Source organism: Streptomyces sp. NPDC002306 (assembly GCF_053593435.1).
Map to the genome: position 1 here is coordinate 467,818 of NZ_JBSFCK010000002.1, position 19,296 is coordinate 487,113.

Annotated in this window: 18 protein-coding genes and 2 tRNA genes; 5 read left to right on the forward strand and 15 right to left on the reverse strand. The window is 69.3% G+C overall.

The window, feature by feature from the left end:
• Positions 1-6: 6 nt before the first annotated feature.
• Genes ACWCQK_RS06455 through ACWCQK_RS06475 form a run of 5 tightly spaced genes read right to left on the reverse strand, consistent with a single transcriptional unit; the run spans position 7 to position 3,362 of the window.
• Positions 7-1,056 (reverse strand): class E sortase, encoded by a 1,050-nt coding sequence (locus ACWCQK_RS06455; protein ID WP_451152528.1) that lies wholly within the window; start codon positions 1,054-1,056, stop codon positions 7-9.
• Positions 987-1,625, reverse strand: coding sequence for an aminodeoxychorismate/anthranilate synthase component II (locus ACWCQK_RS06460; protein WP_451152530.1), 639 nt, complete (start codon positions 1,623-1,625; stop codon positions 987-989). Before ACWCQK_RS06460 ends, ACWCQK_RS06455 begins: the two co-directional genes overlap by 70 nt.
• Complete coding sequence (locus ACWCQK_RS06465) at positions 1,622-1,783, reverse strand: hypothetical protein (RefSeq protein WP_385785141.1); 162 nt, start codon at positions 1,781-1,783, stop codon at positions 1,622-1,624. Before ACWCQK_RS06465 ends, ACWCQK_RS06460 begins: the two co-directional genes overlap by 4 nt.
• A gap of 52 nt (positions 1,784-1,835) precedes the next feature.
• On the reverse strand, positions 1,836-2,555 hold the full coding sequence (locus ACWCQK_RS06470; RefSeq protein WP_451152532.1) for a class E sortase: 720 nt from the start codon (positions 2,553-2,555) through the stop codon (positions 1,836-1,838).
• A gap of 27 nt (positions 2,556-2,582) precedes the next feature.
• Positions 2,583-3,362, reverse strand: coding sequence for a DUF881 domain-containing protein (locus tag ACWCQK_RS06475; protein WP_451152534.1), 780 nt, complete (start codon positions 3,360-3,362; stop codon positions 2,583-2,585).
• 141 nt (positions 3,363-3,503) lie between these two features.
• Between ACWCQK_RS06475 and crgA the strand changes: the two genes are divergently transcribed.
• Entirely contained in the window at positions 3,504-3,758 is a 255-nt protein-coding gene (gene crgA / locus ACWCQK_RS06480; RefSeq protein ID WP_451152536.1) for a cell division protein CrgA, read from the forward strand.
• Positions 3,759-4,003: 245 nt separating this feature from the next.
• Here crgA and ACWCQK_RS06485 read toward each other — a convergent pair whose 3' ends face one another.
• Both ACWCQK_RS06485 and ACWCQK_RS06490 read right to left on the reverse strand, forming a co-directional pair.
• The gene (locus ACWCQK_RS06485) at positions 4,004-4,879 is read right to left on the reverse strand and encodes a rhomboid family intramembrane serine protease (protein WP_451152538.1); all 876 of its coding nucleotides are present in this window, start codon (positions 4,877-4,879) and stop codon (positions 4,004-4,006) included.
• Between the two features lie 104 nt (positions 4,880-4,983).
• Entirely contained in the window at positions 4,984-5,517 is a 534-nt protein-coding gene (locus ACWCQK_RS06490) for a peptidylprolyl isomerase (protein ID WP_451152540.1), read from the reverse strand.
• A gap of 362 nt (positions 5,518-5,879) precedes the next feature.
• Between ACWCQK_RS06490 and ACWCQK_RS06495 the strand changes: the two genes are divergently transcribed.
• A complete protein-coding gene (locus ACWCQK_RS06495) occupies positions 5,880-6,584 on the forward strand; it encodes a DUF5324 family protein (RefSeq protein ID WP_451152542.1) in 705 nt (234 codons plus the stop codon).
• Between the two features lie 406 nt (positions 6,585-6,990).
• On the opposite strand, the gene ACWCQK_RS06500 is transcribed toward ACWCQK_RS06495, so the two are convergent.
• A tRNA-Ala gene (locus ACWCQK_RS06500) sits at positions 6,991-7,063 on the reverse strand.
• A 184-nt stretch (positions 7,064-7,247) separates the two neighbouring features.
• Between ACWCQK_RS06500 and ACWCQK_RS06505 the strand changes: the two genes are divergently transcribed.
• Both ACWCQK_RS06505 and ACWCQK_RS06510 read left to right on the forward strand, forming a co-directional pair.
• The gene (locus ACWCQK_RS06505) at positions 7,248-7,796 is read left to right on the forward strand and encodes a DNA-binding protein (RefSeq protein ID WP_451152544.1); all 549 of its coding nucleotides are present in this window, start codon (positions 7,248-7,250) and stop codon (positions 7,794-7,796) included.
• Positions 7,797-8,045: 249 nt separating this feature from the next.
• Positions 8,046-9,578: a serine/threonine-protein kinase gene (locus tag ACWCQK_RS06510; protein ID WP_451152546.1), complete on the forward strand. Its 1,533-nt coding sequence runs from the start codon at positions 8,046-8,048 to the stop codon at positions 9,576-9,578.
• Here ACWCQK_RS06510 and ACWCQK_RS06515 read toward each other — a convergent pair.
• Both ACWCQK_RS06515 and ACWCQK_RS06520 read right to left on the reverse strand, forming a co-directional pair.
• Entirely contained in the window at positions 9,542-11,062 is a 1,521-nt protein-coding gene (locus ACWCQK_RS06515) for a hypothetical protein (RefSeq protein WP_451152548.1), read from the reverse strand. The genes ACWCQK_RS06510 and ACWCQK_RS06515 overlap by 37 nt on opposite strands.
• 166 nt (positions 11,063-11,228) lie before the next feature.
• Complete coding sequence (locus ACWCQK_RS06520) at positions 11,229-11,357, reverse strand: DLW-39 family protein (RefSeq protein WP_003999697.1); 129 nt, start codon at positions 11,355-11,357, stop codon at positions 11,229-11,231.
• A gap of 370 nt (positions 11,358-11,727) precedes the next feature.
• Here ACWCQK_RS06520 and ACWCQK_RS06525 point away from each other — a divergent pair, with 370 nt between their 5' ends.
• Positions 11,728-12,078 carry a DUF6344 domain-containing protein gene (locus tag ACWCQK_RS06525; RefSeq protein ID WP_451152550.1) on the forward strand — a complete coding sequence of 117 codons (351 nt, stop codon included), beginning with the start codon at positions 11,728-11,730 and terminating at the stop codon, positions 12,076-12,078.
• Between the two features lie 93 nt (positions 12,079-12,171).
• Here ACWCQK_RS06525 and ACWCQK_RS06530 read toward each other — a convergent pair whose 3' ends face one another.
• From ACWCQK_RS06530 to gyrB, 5 genes are all read right to left on the reverse strand, one after another.
• Positions 12,172-13,032, reverse strand: coding sequence for an alpha/beta hydrolase (locus tag ACWCQK_RS06530; RefSeq protein WP_451152552.1), 861 nt, complete (start codon positions 13,030-13,032; stop codon positions 12,172-12,174).
• Between the two features lie 237 nt (positions 13,033-13,269).
• Positions 13,270-13,346, reverse strand: a tRNA-Ile gene (locus tag ACWCQK_RS06535).
• A 124-nt stretch (positions 13,347-13,470) separates the two neighbouring features.
• Positions 13,471-14,214 (reverse strand): DUF3566 domain-containing protein, encoded by a 744-nt coding sequence (locus ACWCQK_RS06540; protein WP_451152554.1) that lies wholly within the window; start codon positions 14,212-14,214, stop codon positions 13,471-13,473.
• Positions 14,215-14,232: 18 nt separating this feature from the next.
• Positions 14,233-16,827 carry a DNA gyrase subunit A gene (gyrA, locus tag ACWCQK_RS06545; RefSeq protein ID WP_451152556.1) on the reverse strand — a complete coding sequence of 865 codons (2,595 nt, stop codon included), beginning with the start codon at positions 16,825-16,827 and terminating at the stop codon, positions 14,233-14,235.
• Positions 16,828-16,869: 42 nt separating this feature from the next.
• Complete coding sequence (gene gyrB, locus ACWCQK_RS06550; protein WP_451152558.1) at positions 16,870-18,930, reverse strand: DNA topoisomerase (ATP-hydrolyzing) subunit B; 2,061 nt, start codon at positions 18,928-18,930, stop codon at positions 16,870-16,872.
• Positions 18,931-19,296: the final 366 nt, after the last annotated feature.

The window sequence follows — 19,296 nt, forward strand, 5'->3', positions numbered from 1 at the left end:
CTGCCCTTAACTGACGAGCGCATCCGGCTTGCCCTTGCTGCGCGGCCGTTCCTCGACCATCTTGCCCCAGACGATCAGCCGGTACTTGCTGGTGAACTCCGGCGTGCACGTCGTCAGCGTGATGTACCGGCCGGGCCCCGTGAAGCCCGACCCCTTGGGCACGGGGTCGATGACGCTGGTGTTGCTCGGCGAGGTCACCGGCAGCATCGACGTCATCTTGTAGACGTAGTAGGTGCTCTGCGTCTCGACGATGACGTCGTCACCCGCCTGGAGCCGGTTGACGTACCGGAACGGCTCCCCGTGCGTGTTGCGGTGACCGGCGAGGGCGAAGTTGCCCGCCTTCGCGTCGGGCATCGCCGTCTTGAGGACGCCCTCGCCGTAGTGCCCGACCATGCCCTTGTCGAGCACCTTCTTGTTGCTGACGCCCTCCGCGATCGGCACCTCGACGTCCAGCTTCGGGATGTGCAGGATGGCGAAGCCCTGCCCCGGCTCGAACGTGCCCGGCGCACCCGCCCCGTTCGCCCAGTCCTGCTGGAGGTTGCTCGCCTCCTTGCCCGCCTGCGCGTGCGCCCGCACGTTCGTCCACCACAGCTGGTAGGTGACGAACAGCAGCATCAGCACACCCATGGTGATGAAGACCTCGCCGATCGCCCGGCTGGCGACCACGGCCGGGCTCGCCTTGCTCGCCCGCGCCTGGCGGCGCGCCTCGACCCGGGAGAGGGGCGCGCGGGGCCTGCCCCCCTCCGACGGCGTCTCCGTCTCCGGTGGTCCGCCCCCGTGACGCCCTCCACGGCGCTTGGCGGCCTTTCTGCGGGCCGCACGGCCGCCCGGGGTGGCTGGAGTGGCGGAAGGGGCCGACGAGGCCGCAGAAGCCGATATGGAGTCACCGGCTCCCATCGCGGCCAGGTCGGACAGGCGCAGCGCGACGGTCTCCTCGTCGATGGGGGGGTCGTACGACGATTCGTCGTACCAGTCCCCGAGCGCGGTCACGCCGTGGCCCTGCCCACCACCGGGGCGAGCCCCGCCGACCTCGCCACGGCACCCGCGTAGCCGCACTCGACCAGCCAGTTGGCCAGCATCCGGTGGCCGTGCTCGGTCAGCACCGACTCGGGGTGGAACTGCACGCCCTCGACCGGAAGTTCCCGGTGGCGCAGCCCCATGATGATGCCGTCGTGCGTCCGGGCCGTGACCTCCAGCTCGGCCGGCACGGTCGCCGGCTCGGCGGCCAGCGAGTGGTACCGGGTCGCCGTGAAGGGGGACGGCAGGCCGGCGAAGACGCCCTTGCCGCCGTGTTCGACCAGGGAGGTCTTGCCGTGCAGCAGTTCCGGCGCCCGGTCCACGACACCGCCGTACGCCACCTGCAAGGACTGCATGCCCAGGCAGACCCCGAAGACCGGGACACCGGTGGCGGCGCAGTGGCGGACCATCTCGACGCAGACACCGGCCTGCTCGGGCGTGCCCGGGCCCGGCGACAGCAGCACCCCGTCGAAGCCGTCCTGGGCGTGCGCCGTCGACACCTCGTCGTTGCGCAGGACCTCGCACTCGGCGCCCAGCTGGTACAGGTACTGGACCAGGTTGAAGACGAAGCTGTCGTAGTTGTCGACAACGAGAATGCGCGCACTCACTGGTTGTCCACCGTCACATCGTTGAAGGGAAGCAGCGGTTCAGCCCACGGGAAGACGTACTGGAAGAGGACGTAGACCACGGCCAGCACCAGCACGATCGAGATCAGCGCCTTCAGCCACGCGTTTCCCGGCAGACACCGCCAGATCCAGCCGTACATGCCGTCCCTTCCCTCGCACCACGGCACCAGACTCACGCCGTACGGCACCAGACTAACGGCGCAGCGCCTCCGGTTCGCCTGCCTCCACAGGCTGTGTGGAGTCCAGGTGCGCCCACACGATCAGCCGGTGACTGTGCCCCCACTCGGGATCGCACGTGGTCAGCGTGAGGTAGCGGCCCGCACCCGTATACCCGGACTTACGTGGCACAGGGTCGATCACCTCAACGTCGGTGGGAACGGTTTTGTAGGGCCCTTTGTCGATCCGATACGTGAACCAGGTGGTCCCGTCCGTCAGCACCACCGCGTCCCCCCGGCGCAGCCGGGGAAAGTCCTTGAACGGATCCCCGTACGTACGCCGGTGACCGGCGACGGAGAAGTTGCCCGTCCGCCCCAGCCGGGCGGTGCCCGCGTAGTGACCCAGCCCCTTCTTCAGGGTGCCGGTGGCGGTGCCCTCGAGGACCGGCTTGTTCCACGTGAAACCGAGCCGCGGGATGTACATGATCGCGAAGGGCCTGCCGCTCCGGTACGGCACCGGGGGCGGGGCGGGTGAGGCAGGCGAGGCGGGTGAGCCTCCGGGTGCCGCCGACGTGGCCGAGGTGGCCGTCGGCTGGACGCTTCCCCTGGACCACTGGTCCTGCAACCGGTCGATCTGGTCGTCCATGACCCGGTCCGCCTGGACACCGGTCCAGAACAGCACGTAGACCACGAAGAGCACGATCACGGCGCCCACCGTGACGCAGAGCTCGCTGACGGTCCGGACGATCACACGCACCGACACAGGGCCCCCCGGCGGCTGCGGCTACTGCACAGGCTTCGCGTAGTGCAGATCCACTGTGCCCGAGTAGCCGGGCAGAGTCACCGTGCCGTCCTCGGTGACTTTCCAGCCGAGGCCGTAGACGTTGACGTAGACCATGTAGTTCTGGATCGCCGGCGCGTCCGCGAGCGTCTTCTGCAACTTCTCCGGGTCACCGACCGCCGTGATCTTGTACGGCGGTGAGTAGACCCGGCCCTGGAGGATGAGGGTGTTGCCCACGCAGCGCACGGCGCTGGTGGAGATCAGCCGCTGGTCCATGACCTTGATGCCCTTCGCGCCACCCTCCCAGAGGGCGTTCACCACGGCCTGGAGGTCCTGCTGGTGGATGACCAGGTAGTCCGGCTGCGGCTCCGGGTAGCCGGGGAGCTTGGCGGTCGCGTCGGGCGGGGCGTCGTTGAGGGTGACCGTGATCGCCTCGCCCTTGAGCTTCTGCGTGCCCGCGCTCTTCTCCAGGGCCGCCACCTTCGCGTCCTCCGCCTCGGTGCTGCCGTCGTCGCCCTCGGCGAGGGACTCCACGTCGTGCCGCAGCGCCGCGTTGGACTCGTCGAGCTCGCCGTTCTTGTGGCTGCGTTCCTGGATGAGGTCGGAGAGCTTCAGCAGCGAGGCGTCCGTGCGGATGTTGGTGCCCTTGGCCGTGTCGAAGCTGGTGAAGAAGATGAGCCCGGCGAGGGCGAAGACGGCCACCGTGAGCACACGGACGGGACGGAAGCCGCCCCGGCGATCGGGACTGGATTCCGTCCGGGGGGAGTCGGCAGAATTGCTCAACGTACCCTTATCTCCTTCGACGCCACGGAAGCACTACGCTAACGGACGCCCGGGGGAGCGCTCGGTGTCCCCTTGTACGCTGCCCCGAGCCAGCCACAATCCTCTGCGCGGCCACGCAGCGCATCGACAGGAGAGACCCTCGTGCCGAAGTCACGTATCCGCAAGAAGGCCGACTACACGCCGCCCGCGGCGAAGCAGGCGACCGCCATCAAGCTCACCAACCGTGCCTGGGTCGCGCCGGTCATGCTGGCCATGTTCCTCATCGGCCTCGCCTGGATCGTCGTCTTCTATGTGACGGACGGCTCCCTGCCGCTCGACAGCCTGGACAACTGGAACATCGTGGTCGGTTTCGGCTTCATCGCGGCGGGGTTCGGCGTCTCCACCCAGTGGAAGTAGGGCCCTCCGGGGCTCTGCCCAGGGCTATCCACTGAGTTATCCACAGCGGTTTTCCACAGTGGGGAAAAGAAAGACGATCTGTGGATAACTCATCGGGTGTTGACGCCGGTGTGACGGAACTATCAGCGCCCGAAAACCTGTTCGCCCCCTGTCTGACCTGCGGAAAAGCAGGTCTCTGACAGGGGGCACAGTTGTTCCCGCACGATGTGCACAAGATCCGGTACACGCTGTGGACAACAGTGCGCTCAGGTGAGCTGAACTGTCCTCAGGAGCGTCATCACCACGATCACGGCCAGCATCAGGCCGCAGACGCCGTACTGCACCAGAGCGCGGCGCTCGCGCGGGGCGTGGACCATGGCGTAGCCGACGACGACACCGGCCACCAGGCCGCCGATGTGCGCCTGCCAGGCGATGTTGGGCCAGCCGAAGGTGACGATGAGGTTGATCACCAGCAGCGCGATCACGGGCCGCATGTCGTAGTTGCGCCGGCGCATGAGCACGGCCATGGCACCGAAGAGACCGAAGATCGCGCCGGAGGCGCCGAGCGAGGCCTTGTTGGGCGCGACGAGCAGGTAGGTGAGGGCGCCGCCGGCCAGCCCGGAGATGAAGTAGAGCGCGAGATAGCGGGCGCGGCCGAGGGCCGCCTCCAGCGGGCCGCCGACCCACCACAGGCTGAGCATGTTGAACAGGATGTGGATATAGCCGCTGTGCAGGAACATCGCGGTGACCAGCCGGTACCACTGGCCCTCGGCGACACCCTCCAACCCGGGCGAGGAGTAGCGGCCGACGAGCACGAAACGATCGGTGAAGCGGTCGCCGGCCGAAAGCTGGACCAGGTACAGCGCGAGGTTGACGCCGATCAGCAGCTTGGTGATCAGGCGCGGGTCGGCCGCGATCGTGCCGCCCGTGAGGGTGCGGGGACGGGAGGCGGCCGGGGGTGCGCCGCCACCTCCGTCTCGTACGCAGTCGGGGCACTGGAAGCCGACCGAGGCGCTGACCATGCACTCCGGGCAGATCGGACGCTCGCATCGGGTGCAGCGGATGCCGGTCTCCCGGTCGGGGTGCCGGTAGCAGCCGGGCAGACTCCGGGCGTCCTGGTGGCTGCCTTGAGCCTGGTCCATGACACATCCCCTGGGTCGTCGTATGCAGTGCGTTGCCCCGCCCATCCTTACGGACGAGCGGGGCAATAGGTTCCCTGCCGACACGCGTCGGGGGGGGCGTCGGCTCAGGACTGGCGCTTCTCGACGACGACCGACTCGATGACGACGTCGTTGGCCGGGCGGTCGGTGCGCGGGTTGGCCGGGGCCGACGCGATGGCATCGACGACCTTCTGGCTCGCCGCGTCGGTGACCTCGCCGAAGATGGTGTGCTTGCGGTTCAGCCAGGCCGTCGGGGCGACCGTGATGAAGAACTGCGAGCCGTTGGTGGCCGGACCGGCGTTCGCCATGGCCAGCAGATAGGGCTTCGAGAACTGGAGGTCCGGGTGGAACTCGTCCCCGAACTGGTAGCCCGGACCGCCGGTGCCGTTGCCCAGCGGGTCACCGCCCTGGATCATGAATCCGCTGATCACCCTGTGGAAGACCGTGCCGTCGTACAGCCTGGCCTGGGACTTCACGCCCGTCTCGGGGTGGGTCCACTCCCGCTCGCCCTGGGCGAGCTCGACGAAGTTCTTGACCGTCTTGGGGGCGTGGTCCGGGAAGAGCCGGACCACGATGTCGCCGTGATTGGTCTTCAGGGTGGCGTAGAGCTGCTCGGCCACGATCTGCCTTCCGTTGTCTTCCTGTGACCCCCGATCCTGTCACGGCCGGGACGACGCGTCGTCCGACGTCCTCTTCCGGGCGGAGATCCGTGGATCCCGCTTGCGGAAAACCGGACCAGTACTCCCGTGGCGCGGGCACTCGGCGTCGATCCGTGGCATTGTCGACGACAAGCTCCCCGTTCCCCCGCATTCATCCGCTATTGCACTTGATCGGTTGTTGAACCGCCCTTGATCGGAAGGGCCCGGAGTCTTCTCCCGTGACCCGGATGCCCGTCCTCACATGCCCCGGCGTCCACGGACAGGCATGATCCGTAAAAGGGTGGAAAGTCGAAATACCGTACGCCACCGAGGAGGAGGAACCCGTGACCCGCATCGACAGCGTGCGCGCCGCGACCGGAACGGCGAAGGACAGCGTGCTGCACGCCGCGGAAGTGGTGGCGCCCTACGCCGACACGGCCAAGGAGAAGGCCGCGTACTACGCATCCGAGGCCCGCGTACGGCTCGCGCCCAAGATGTCGCAGGCAGCGGAACAAGCCCGCTTCCAGTACGACGCCTATCTGGCACCACGCCTGGAGCAAGCCCGCACCCATGTACCGCCGAGGGTCGACCAGGCCGCCCACGACGCGGCGTTCCGTACGCGTGAGGCTGCCCGCCAGGCCGCCGACTACTCCCGGCCGAGGTTCGAGCAGGCAGTGGCCGCCGCCGGTCCCGTCAGGGAAGAGGCTACCTCGCGCGGTGTCGCCGCGCTGGCCGCACTGCGCGGCCAGGTGACGCCGAGGGAGATCGAGAAGCTGGCCCGCAAGCACCGGCGACGGGCGAAGGCCGGCCAGGCCGCGAAGGTGCTGGCCGTCCTGGGTGTCCTGGCCGGCGGCGCCTACGCCGCGTGGAAGTGGTGGGACAAGCAGGCCAACCCGGACTGGCTGGTCGAGCCGCCCGCCGCGACGGAGGTGCCCGAGTCGAGTCGGCTGAAGTCGGTGGACGGCAGCCTCGACCAGTCCGTACTCGACCCCGAGGTGCAGGCCAAGCAGGCCGAGGACGAGGCCGTGGACCGCGAGGACCGCGGCTGACGCCGTACGGACATCGCCGCACCCCACGCATGACGTGTGACGCCGAGGGGCGGAAGGCCTGCCGGCCTTCCGCCCCTCGGCGATGTTTCACGTGGAACAGGCGGAGCCCCGTTTTGCGGTGACGTTTGCAACGCCTCGACCCTACACATTCCCCACACACTTTCTTGACGGAGTGCACCCACCTCGTCACACGATCGCACCCCGCCCAGTTCACGCAAGGCCACAGGGCGGAGGGATCGCCTCCGATCTTCGCGGCCGCCACCCCCGGAGCGGCTCCACGAGGGCCACTCTCCGCGCATGTTTGCGCAAAGAACTGCAACGCTTTCGGGGTTCCTGGGTGACGCGCGTCACGCGACAAACAAAGGACCGGCCGGACACCCGTAAGGTGTCCGGCCGGTCCGCGTTGTGGAGCCTAGGGGAGTCGAACCCCTGACATCTGCCATGCAAAGACAGCGCTCTACCAACTGAGCTAAGGCCCCGGAAGCATGGCGTCCAACCGGAAGAGAACCGCTTAACGGTGGGCGCCGCAGACCAGACTACCGGGTCGCCCGGGGTATCTCGCAAAAAGATGGGGGCTCCCCGCAGGCGACCACTCTCCGTAAGATGCTCGACGTGGTTCGCTACAGCGAACCGCCGTTTTTGGGGAAGCGATGGGGAGACGCAATGGACGCCGCACAGCAGGAAGCGACCGCGAGAGCGCGGGACCTTCAGCGGAACTGGTACGGAGAGCCGTTGGGGGCGCTCTTCCGTAAGCTCATAGAGGATCTCGGCCTCAACCAGGCTCGGCTCGCGGGCGTGCTGGGCCTGTCCGCGCCGATGCTGTCCCAGCTGATGAGCGGTCAGCGGGCGAAGATCGGCAATCCGGCCGTGGTCCAACGGGTGCAGTTGTTGCAGGAACTGGCGGGACAGGTCGCGGACGGCAGCGTCAGCGCGGCCGAGGCGACCGAGCAAATAAACGAGATCAAGAGGTCCCAGGGGGGCTCGGTGCTCAGCAACACCACGCAGACGACCGGCAGTTTGGGTGCGCCCACCGTCAAGCGCGTGGTCCGCGAGATCCAGTCGCTGCTGCGGTCGGTGGCCGCCGCCGGCGACATAATCGAGGCCGCGGACACCCTCGCTCAGACCCACCCGGAACTGGCAGAGTTCCTCCGGGTCTACGGCGCGGGCCGCACCTCGGACGCGGTCACGCACTACCAGTCCCACCAGAGCTGAAGCCGAAGGCCCGGTAGCCGACGGGGGGTTCGGGACCGGGCCGACGCACGGCGAGGGCGCGACGGGGGCCGCGTCACTCGCCGAAGCCCGGTACGAAGCGGCACCCGGGACCCGGCATAAGGGTCATGGGGGACAAGGGACCGGGACGGGGACCGGAGAGAAGGGACAGCGGGGGCGCGGGAGGAGTCGCCACGCCCCCCGAGGGGGAGGCAACGGGGGACGCCGCAGGGGGAGGAGCAGCGCACAGCCATGGGTGAGGTCTTCGCCGGCCGGTACGAACTGGTCGACCCGATCGGACGCGGAGGGGTCGGCGCCGTCTGGCGCGCCTGGGACCACCGCCGGCGCCGCTATGTGGCCGCCAAGGTCCTCCAGCAGAGCGACGCGCACTCACTGCTGCGCTTCGTACGCGAGCAGGCGCTGCGAATCGATCACCCTCATGTACTCGCCCCCGCCAGCTGGGCCGCCGACGACGACAAGGTCCTGTTCACGATGGACCTGGTCGCGGGTGGTTCACTGGCCCATCTGATCGGCGACTACGGCCCTCTGCCACCGGCGTTCGTCTGCACCCTGCTCGACCAGCTCCTGGCCGGACTCTCCGCGGTGCACACGGAAGGCGTGGTGCACCGTGACATCAAGCCCGCCAACATCCTGCTCGAAGCCACCGGAACGGGCCGGCCCCGGCTGCGCCTGTCCGACTTCGGCATCGCGATGCGGCTGGGCGAACCCCGCCTCACGGAGACCAACCTCGTGGTGGGAACGCCCGGTTATCTGGCACCCGAGCAGATGATGGGCGCGGAGCCGGACTTCGCGGCCGACCTGTTCGCCGTAGGTCTGGTGGCCCTGTATCTCCTGGAGGGCGCCAAGCCCGACGCCAAGGCCCTGGTGCAGTTCTTCGCGGAGCACGGGACGCCCGGGGCGCCCAAGGGCATCCCGGAGCCGCTGTGGCAGGTCGTCGCCACGCTGCTGCAACCGGACCCGCTCGCCCGGTTCCGCACGGCCACCGGAGCCCGCAAGGCGCTCGCCGCGGCCGCCGAGCTGCTGTCGGAGCCCGGCCCCGACGACGAGCTGATCGAGATCTTCGACCAGCTCGGCCCGCTCCCGCCCGGGTTCGGCCCGGCGGGCCCACAGTCGGCGCAACGGCCCCGGTCCCCCGAGCCACCCCAGCCGCCCGGGCCTCGGCACCCCGGCCGCTCGGGCACCGGCACGCAGTCCGGCGCTCTGTCCGGTGCGCAGCACGACCCGCAGTTCCGTGCGCACTCCGGCGATCAGAGCCGTGAGCAGAACGGCGACCAGAGCGGCGAGCGGACCACCGACACCATCGCTCCATGGGCCGGCGCGGGCACCGTACCCACCGATCCACGCCTGAGCCCGACGCCGATGTCGGCACCGGCACCGGCACCGCACAGCGCCACAGCGCAGCGCGCGTACGCCCCTCCCCCCGCCGCCGGCCCGCCTTCCGGCCGCCCGACGTCCATGTCGGACACCGGCAGCTTCCTTCTCCCACCGCCCGGAACACCTGAACCGTCCACACCCCAGCACGTCGTACCCGCCTCCCCCCACGAGCCCGCCTACGTCCCGCGCTCCTCCCCACGGCCGCCGAGCGCCGATGCCTCTACTGCTTCATACACCGCTCAGGTCCCGCAGGTTCCGCCTCCGGCGCGGGAGATATCGCGGCGCCGCGCCCGCCGCCGCCCCGGGCCGCCCGCCAGGGTGGCCGTCCCGCTGCTGCTGCTCGCGCTGGCCTGCTACGCCGTGGGGTTCTGGGCGTTGACCCGCATCTGAGCGTCCCGGCGCCGTGCCGTCACCGTCCATACGCCGAGCACCAGCAGCAGCACGCTGCCCGTACCGATCCCGCCCACCGCGACCGCCCGCAGCGCGGTGTCCGCGCCCCCGGAGCCGTCCCCGGCCGCCCGGTCCGCCGCCGTGACGTCGAAGACGCCACGCGGCGCTGACTGCCCCGCGTACCCGGGAGCGGACTCCCCCGCGCCGCCGACCCGCACGCGCAGCGTCAGCCCGAACGGGCCCGCGCCGAAGGGTTCGGCCACCTGTGCCGCGAGATGCACCACCAGGTAGTACGAGCCGGCGAACCTCATCGTGCTCACGGCGTCGGTGAGGTCGTAGCGGTTGGCGTACCTGACCGGCGGCACCGGGGCGAGCGCGACCGACTTCTGGCTGCCGTCGTAGTTGGTGGCCGCGTCCTCGACGTGGGCACGCACCGGGTTGTAGAGCGACATCACGAGGGCGCCCACCGCGTAGCCGCTGCCCTCGCTCGCGCTTCCCAGGTCGGCGGTGGCGTACAGCTGCCGGCCCCAGTCGACGGGCACCCGGTAGAAGAGGGTCTGTCCGGGCACGATGTCGGCGCGCCAGACGCCCTGCCGCACGGTGGTCGCCGTACCGAATCCGGCGCCGCCCGCACGGTTCTGCGGATCGTCCCCAAGAGGTTCGGGGGAGGCGGAGTTCCAGACCTCGGGCGCACGGCTCGCGCCGGTCCTCGCCAGCCGCGGCTCCGCGAACGCGGCCAGCTCCAGGTCCCAGTCCCGCGGTCCGGAGCCCGCCGTACCGAGCCGCTCGACGACCACGTAGTAGGTGCCCGCCCGTCGGCACAGGGTTGTGGCAGGGGACGCCTCGCGCGCGCCCCACGCCGCGAGGGGATGCGGGCTGCGGGAGGCCCCGAAGATCGTCGAGTCGGAGGAGCAGGTATGGCTGTCGGCGTCCTGGACGGTCACCCTGATGCCGTCGACGGAGGCGATACCGGCGTCCGGGGCGGGAACGGCGGTGGCGGCGACGTACGCGTTCGACGTGGCGTCGAGTTCGAGGCGGTAGTAGATCTTGCCGCTCCCGGGGAGGGCGCTGCGATACGTCCTGCCGGGATCCAGGCGGGCCGCGTCGGTGGTGCTGGTCGCGCCCGGGACGGTCCGGGCGTCGGCGGCGAAGGCGTAGCCGGGGGCCGAGGCCGCGGAGGCCGCTGCCGGGGCCGCGAACCGCGCCGAGGCGGCTGAGGACGCGACCGGCGCGACGGCTGCGGCCCCCTGCGCCGGCACGACCACCGCGATGGTCCACAACACGGCTCCCACCGCAACCGCACGCGTCACCGGTGACGGCCGTACCGCCTGTACGGTCGGCGTCGCCGCTCCAGGCCCGACCGCCCGTACGGTCGCTGCCCCGGGTGCCGCCGCTGCCCCCGCTGTCGCCGCTGCCACAGGACGCCTTCGCCGGGCCGCGCCAGGCCACCACGCCGTCGTACGCCGCCCCACCACGCGCTCCATCACGCGCCCCCTCGCCACCCGCCGGACCGGAATGTGGCCCATCCTGCCCGTCGAGTGGCGCGCCATCCGGCGGTTTCGCGCGAGCGGCCGAAACGCGCGGCTGCGGACAACGCAAAACCCCGACCGCGAAGGCGGTCGGGGTCTGGTCAGAATCCGGTGTCGGGACTCACGAACCCGTGGGCACGGAGTCAGTCGCCTCCGTCCACAGATCCTGCTCGGCGCGATCCGCCTGGATCTGGCGGTACACGAGGAGCCCGCCGATGGCGGCCAGTGCGACCAGGAGAAGCTTCTTCACCGTGCGACCTCGTCTTTCCTTGACGTAGGGGACCTCTGGCGCCCGACTATACACACCGACCGATACCGATCGGTGACCTGCGTCGGGGCCCTCAACTGCCTCCCGGGAGAGCGCAGTAGAAGCGGACGGAACCCGAGAACGCCGTTCCGGCCGGAGGGTGATCACACCTCTACAGAGAGCGAGATTTTGCCCGACCCTCTCCATGTCTGCAACTTTTCTTCGCTCTCCGCCACCTTTCGACCGCCATGCACCCATCCGTGTGGTGTTCATCGGAAGATCGACGCGCCATGGGCGTCGGTCCACCACTTCGCGATCGCCATACACATCATGAGGAAAGTACGCAAATCGCCCGACCTGAAAGTGAGGGGCCATGGCCCGCAACCAGGCCACGAAGCTGTGGACCGCCATCGTCACCGCCTTCCTCGCGCTGTGCACGGCGCTCGGACTCATCACGACGACCGCCACGACGGCGGTAGCCCGGACCGAGCCGACACGCAACAGCAGCGCCTCGCACACGACGGTTCCGGCCCCGGCTCCCTGGCTCTGGTCCCATGCGCGGTCCCTGCCCCCCACGATGAAGCAGCGCATCCGCGCCGAGGCTCACGGCAAGTCCCCGAGCTGTCGTCACCGCCCGACCACGGAGACCGAGGCCCCCGAGTCGGCCCCGTCCACCTGTGACCCCCTCGCCCCGGACGAGCCACCCGCGGCCCTCCAGCACTGACGGCGCAGCCGGCGAACTTGCGTACGGCGCCTGCGAGAAAGCGCGAGGCCTTCGACCTGGTCAGGTCGGAGGCCTCTCTCGCGTCCCGGCACCTCAGCGCGGGACCAGCTCCCGCAGGTCGGCGAACAGGCGCTCGTGCGCGGCCGCCGCGGCCGGGTCGGTGAGGTCCATGCCCTGGATGTAGCCATGGACGAGTCCGGGTTCGACCCGGTGACGGACCGGCACACCGGCCTGCGCGAGGCGACGGGCGTAGGCCCCGCCCTCGTCGCGCAGCGCGTCGTGCTCGGCGGTGACGATCAGGGCGGCGGGCAGTCCTGACAGGTCGTCGGCGTGGAGCGGGGAAGCGGCGCCCCGCGCCGCGGGGTCCGGGACGAACTGCTCGACGAAGACGGCGAGCGCGTCCGCGTCCAGGCCGTATCCCGTGCCCTTCTCGGCGATGGAGGGGTGGTCGAGCGCGAGGTCGGTGTTCGGGCAGATCAGGGCCTGGATCGCGGGCAGCGGGCCGCCTTCGGCGCGTAGCGCGAGGCACGCTGCGGCGGCGAGGAACCCGCCCGCGCTGTCGCCGGCCACGGCGTCGGGCCGCACGTGCCGCAGGACCGCCACGGCGTCCTCGACGGCGGCCGGGTAGGGGTGCTCGGGGGCCAGCCGGTAGTCGACCGCGACGACGTCCAGATCGCACTCCTGGGCGATACGGCGGCACGTGCGGTCGTGGGTGTCCAGATCGCCGAGGACGAACCCGCCGCCGTGCAGGAACACCAGCACCGGGCGCGGCCCGTCACCGGGGCGGTAGCGGCGCACGGGAACGCGCCGGTCCCCGGAGGGAACGAAGGTGTCCCGCACGTGCTGGAGTTCAGGGCCCCTGGGACGAACGGCACGCCGCTCACGCACACCGGCGCGTAGCCGGACGACCAGCTCATGAGGCGCGGCCGACAGCTCGGGCCCGGACATCGGCATGGCCTCATCCTCACAGGTCGATGGCGGGCGTCGCCGACGCCGGTCAACCGGCCTTGGTCCTCGGCCGATTGTCCGCCGGGTTCCGGCACCGACCACCAGGGCAAGGGCTTCGCCGACCACCGGCGCCCGGGCCTCATGGTGTCAGGTCTCGGTGCCGGCCTCGACGGGCGGGCTGCGGCCGGTGCCGACCGTGAACGCCGAAGACCCCCGGTCCGAGGGGACCGGGGGTCTTCGTGCTGGTGGGGCTAACAGGATTTGAACCTGTGGCCTCATCCTTATCAGGGATGCGCTCTAACCAACTGAGCTATAGCCCCGCCGCGCTCTGCGGTGTATGTCCCGCGCGCTGACTCCTGAAGATTAGCGCACGACGCGGGCAGTCCCAAAATCGATAGCCGGGAGGCCGCCGACGGAGGTTTGGGACCGTGCCGTCGGCGTAGGTCACTCGTCCTCGGCCAGCGTCAGTTCGACGCCGCCCACGAAGCCCGCGGAGAGGTTGTAGATGAACGAGCCGAGGGTCGCCAGCGCCGTCGCGAGGACGACGTCGATGACCGCGATGATCGTCGTGAACATCAGGACGTTCGGCAGGGACAGGAACGACTGGAGGTCGAAGCCGTTCGACTCGTTCGAGCCGGTGGCCTCGGAGATGGTGCCGCCGACGGTCGAGAAGACGCCCATCGCGTCCATGACCATCCACAGCACGGCGGCGGCGACGATCGTGCAGATACCCAGCGCGATGGAGAGCAGGAAGCTGACCTTCATCACCGACCACGGGTCGGCCTTGGCCACCCGCAGCCGCGCCTTGCGCACACGGGGCGTCGTACGGGCGCCCGTGCGCGGCCGGCGCACTGCGGCGCCCGCCGGGGCGGGCGCGGGCGTCTGGTAGGCCTGCGGCGGGTGGTAGGGCCCGGCGGGCTGCTGCGGCTGGCGCTCCCCGGGCAGCGGGGATGGCCCCTGGCCGGCAGGCGCCATCGGCTGACCCGGCGGCTGGGCCGGGGCGGCCGGGCCCGCTCCAGCCTGGTGCTGCTGGGTCTGCGGGCCTCGGGTGTCCGTCACAGTTCCCCCCTGGGATCCATGAGTGTCAGATGAGTGCGAGCCTGTCGCATTCGCGGCGGAGCCACGGCCGCCGTCCGTTTCCGTACCAGTGGAGGAACCGGCCGATCCGGCGCCCGTGGCTCCGTTCACGATGACTCACTCCTCGTGCTACTCGGACGAGGGTGACTCGCCCTCGTCCGTGCCGGTGGTCGCGGCATCCTCGACGGTCTCGTCCACGGCCACGTCGCCGTCGACTTCCTCCGCCTCGCGTCCCGCCTCGGCGTTACGTGCGATACCGACGACGGCATCGCGCTTGCCCAGGTTGATCAGTTGGACGCCCATGGTGTCACGGCCCGTCTCCCTGACCTCGCTGACTCGCGTACGAATCACACCACCGGACAGCGTGATGGCGAGGATTTCGTCGCTCTCCTCGACAATCAGCGCACCGACGAGTGATCCACGGTCCTCGACGATCTTGGCAGCCTTGATGCCGAGGCCGCCGCGGCCCTGAACGCGATACTCGTCGACAGCGGTCCGCTTCGCGTACCCGCCGTCGGTGGCAGTGAACACGAACGTACCGGGTCGAACAACATTCATCGAGAGCAGCTCGTCCTCGGCACGGAAGCTCATGCCCTTGACACCCGAGGTGGCGCGGCCCATCGGCCGCAGCGTGTCGTCCGAGGCGGTGAACCTGATCGATTGCGCCTTCTTGCTGATCAGCAGCAGATCGTCGTCGGCCGAGACGAGTTCCGCTCCGATCAGTTCGTCGTCGGAACCGTCCTCACGCTCTCGCAGGTTGATGGCGATCACACCGCCGGAACGGGGCGAATCGTAATCCTTCAGAGGCGTCTTCTTGACCAGCCCGCCCTTGGTGGCCAGCACCAGGTACGGCACCGCCTCGTAGTCCCGGATGGCCAGGATCTCGGCGATCGCCTCGTCCGGCTGGAAGGCCAGCAGGTTCGCCACGTGCTGGCCGCGCGCGTCCCGGCCGGCGTCGGGCAGCTCGTACGCCTTCGCGCGGTAAACGCGTCCCTTGTTCGTGAAGAACAGCAGCCAGTGGTGCGTCGTCGACACGAAGAAGTGGTCGACGATGTCGTCTTCCTTGAGCTTCGCGCCGCGCACGCCCTTGCCGCCGCGCTTCTGCGCCCGGTAGTCGTCCGCCTTGGTCCGCTTCACGTAGCCACCGCGCGTGACGGTGACGACGATGTCCTCCTCGGCGATGAGGTCCTCGATGGACATGTCGCCGTCGTAGGGCACCAGCATGGTCTTGCGGTCGTCGCCGAACTTCTCGACGATCGCCGCCAGCTCCTCGCTCACGATGCCGCGCTGGCGGACCGGAGAGGCGAGGATCGCGTTGTACTCGGTGATCTTCGCCTGGAGCTCGTCGTGCTCCTGGACGATCTTCTGACGCTCCAGGGCGGCCAGCCGGCGCAGCTGCATCTCGAGGATGGCGTTGGCCTGGATCTCGTCGATCTCCAGGAGCTCCATCAGGCCCCCGCGCGCGATCTCGACGGTGTCGCTGCGCCGGATGAGCGCGATGACCTCGTCGATGGCGTCCAGGGCCTTCAGCAGGCCGCGCAGGATGTGCGCCCGCTCCTCGGCCTTGCGCAGCCTGAAGCGCGTACGGCGGACGATGACCTCGATCTGGTGCGTCACCCAGTGGCGGATGAACGCGTCCAGCGAGAGCGTGCGCGGGACGCCGTCGACGAGCGCCAGCATGTTGGCGCCGAAGTTCGTCTGGAGGTCCGTGTGCTTGTAGAGGTTGTTCAGGACGACCTTGGCGACCGCGTCGCGCTTGAGCACGATGACCAGCCGCTGACCCGTACGGGACGACGTCTCGTCGCGCACGTCGGCGATGCCGCCGACCTTGCCGTCCTTCACCAGGTCGGCGATCTTCTGCGCGAGGTTGTCGGGGTTGACCTGGTACGGCAGCTCCGTGACCACCAGGCACTGGCGGTTCTGGATCTCCTCGACCTCGACGACCGCCCGCATGGTGATCGAGCCGCGGCCGGTGCGGTAGGCCTCCTCGATGCCCTTGCGGCCCACCACGAGGGCGCCGGTCGGGAAGTCGGGGCCCTTGATGCGCTCGATGAGCGCGTCCAGCAGCTCCTCGTGGCTCGCCTCCGGGTTCTCCAGACACCACTGGGCGCCCGCAGCGACCTCGCGCAGGTTGTGCGACGGGATGTTCGTCGCCATGCCGACCGCGATACCCGCCGAGCCGTTGATCAGCAGGTTCGGGAAGCGCGCGGGCAGGACGGTCGGCTCCTGGGAGCGGCCGTCGTAGTTGTCCGTGAAGTCGACGGTCTCCTCGTCGATGTCGCGGACCATCTCCATCGACAGCGGCGCCATCTTGCACTCGGTGTAGCGCATGGCGGCCGCCGGGTCGTTGCCCGGAGAACCGAAGTTGCCGTTGGAGTCCACCAGCGGCATCCGCATCGACCACGGCTGCGCCAGGCGGACCAGCGCGTCGTAGATCGAGGAGTCGCCGTGTGGGTGGTAGTTGCCCATGACGTCGCCGACGACACGGGCGCACTTGTAGAAGCCGCGCTCGGGGCGGTAGCCGCCGTCGTACATCGCGTACAGCACGCGGCGGTGGACGGGCTTGAGGCCGTCCCGGACGTCGGGCAGCGCCCGGGACACGATGACGGACATCGCGTAGTCGAGGTAGGAGCGCTGCATCTCCGTCTCGAGCCCGACGGGCTCGACGCGGAGAACGATCTCGCCGCCCTCTTCAGGCGTGACGGGCGTGTTTTCGTCGGTCATTGCTGGTGAGGATCCTTCCTGATGCGGTCAGCTGAGACCGACTCAGATGTCGAGGAAGCGGACGTCCTTGGCGTTGCGCTGGATGAACTGGCGCCGGGCCTCGACGTCCTCGCCCATCAGCACCGAGAACAGGTCGTCGGCCTGGGCGGCGTCGTCCAGGGTGACCTGGCCGAGGACGCGGTGCTCCTGGTCCATCGTGGTGATGCGCAGTTCCTCGGCGTTCATCTCGCCGAGACCCTTGAAGCGCTGGATCGAGTCCTCCCGGACACGCTTGCCGCGCTGCCGGCCGAGCTCGATCAGCGCGTCGCGCTCCCGGTCGGAGTACGCGTACTCCGCGTCCTCCCGACCCCACTTGATCTTGTAGAGCGGGGGGCGGGAGAGGAACACGTGGCCCGCCTCGACCAGCGGCCGCATGAAGCGGAACAGGAAGGTCAGCAGCAGGGTGTTGATGTGCTGGCCGTCGACGTCGGCGTCCGCCATCAGGATGATCTTGTGATAGCGGAGCTTGGAGATGTCGAAGTCCTCGTGCACGCCCGTGCCGAAGGCGGAGATCAGCGCCTGGATCTCCTGGTTCTGCAGGATCTTGTCGATCCTGGCCTTCTCCACGTTGAGGATCTTGCCGCGGATCGGGAGGATCGCCTGGTACTGCGGGTTGCGGCCGGACTTGGCCGAGCCGCCGGCGGAGTCACCCTCGACGATGAAGATCTCGCACTTGATGGGGTCGTTCGACTGACAGTCGGAGAGCTTGCCCGGCAGGGAGGCCGACTCCAGCAGTCCCTTGCGGCGGGTGAGGTCGCGGGCCTTGCGGGCCGCCACGCGCGCGGTGGCCGCCTGGATGCCCTTGCGGACGATGTCCGCCGCCTCGACCGGGTTGCGGTCCAGCCAGTCGTTGAGGTGCTCGTAGACCGCCTTCTGGACGAAGGTCTTCGCCTCCGTGTTGCCCAGCTTGGTCTTGGTCTGGCCCTCGAACTGGGGCTCGCTCAGCTTGACGGAGATGATCGCGGTCAGACCCTCGCGGATGTCGTCGCCCGTGAGGTTGTCGTCCTTCTCGCGCAGCAGCTTCTTGTCACGCGCGTACTTGTTGACCAGGTTCGTCAGCGCCGCGCGGAAGCCCTCTTCGTGCGTACCGCCCTCGTGCGTGTGGATGATGTTGGCGAAGGAGTACACACCCTCGCTGTAACCGCTGTTCCACTGCATCGCGACTTCGAGGGAGAGGCTCTTCTCCTTGTCCTCGGCCTCGAGGTCGATCACGGTGGGGTGCACCGCTTCCCCCTTGCGGGAGTTGAGGTACTTCACGAAGTCGACGATGCCGCCTTCGTAGTGGTACGTGACGGTCTTGACCTCGTCCTTCTCATCCGCCCCCGCCTCGTCCGCCCCGGCCGTGGCCTTCGCGGAGTCGCGCTCGTCGGTGAGTTTGATCGTCAGACCCTTGTTGAGGAACGCCATCTCCTGGAAACGCCGCGACAGCGTCTCGAAGGAGTACTCGGTGGTCTCGAAGATGTCCGCGTCCGCCCAGAAGGTGACCGAGGTGCCGGTCTCCTGCGTGGCCTCGTGCTTGACCAGCGGAGCCGTCGGGACGCCCATCTTGTAGTCCTGCGTCCAGCGGTGGCCGTCCGTCCTGACCTCGACGGAGACCTTGCTGGACAGCGCGTTCACGACCGAGACGCCGACACCGTGGAGACCGCCGGAGACCGCGTAGCCGCCGCCGCCGAACTTTCCGCCCGCGTGCAGCACGGTCAGCACGACCTCGAGGGCCGGCTTGCCCTCGGACGCGACGATGCCCACCGGGATGCCGCGGCCGTTGTCGATCACGCGGACGCCGCCGTCGGGGAGGATCGTCACGTCGATCGTGTCCGCGTGCCCGGCCAACGCCTCGTCGACGGAGTTGTCCACCACCTCGTACACGAGGTGGTGCAGACCGCGCTCGCCGGTCGAGCCGATGTACATACCGGGTCGCTTGCGGACCGCGTCCAGACCCTCGAGGACGGTGATGGCGCTGGCGTCGTACGAGGCGGTGACCTCGCTGTTCGAGGTCTTGGCCACGTCGTTCGCGCCTTCGTCGGTGGACGGGATGTTCTCGTTGGGGTTGCCGGAATCGGCCACGAAGCGCCCTTTCTGGCACAGCACGAGCCAGGCTCGTCGGCGGGTTGCCGGAGCGGCTGCGGCATGTTGCGTTGGTAAGCCTTGATCAGCGTTGCTCAGCTTCTCCCGGGCGGTCCCCACGTTGGGGGCGGGATTGGCTTCCAGTCTACCGGTAGCGCCGACACTGATGGGGGTTTGCCGGTACCTGAGTCCGCATGTGCCGCCCTGAACCGGTCTCTTCCGGGTCCCGATATGCGGATGGGGGCTCCAAGAGGCTCACGGAGGCACTCAGCGCTTCGAGGTGTCAACCCTTGGCTACTCCGGGGTCAGATCACGATTCGCAACCGCGTGCGGTCGTACAGCGCCGTCGCCGCGCGCTCGCGCGAC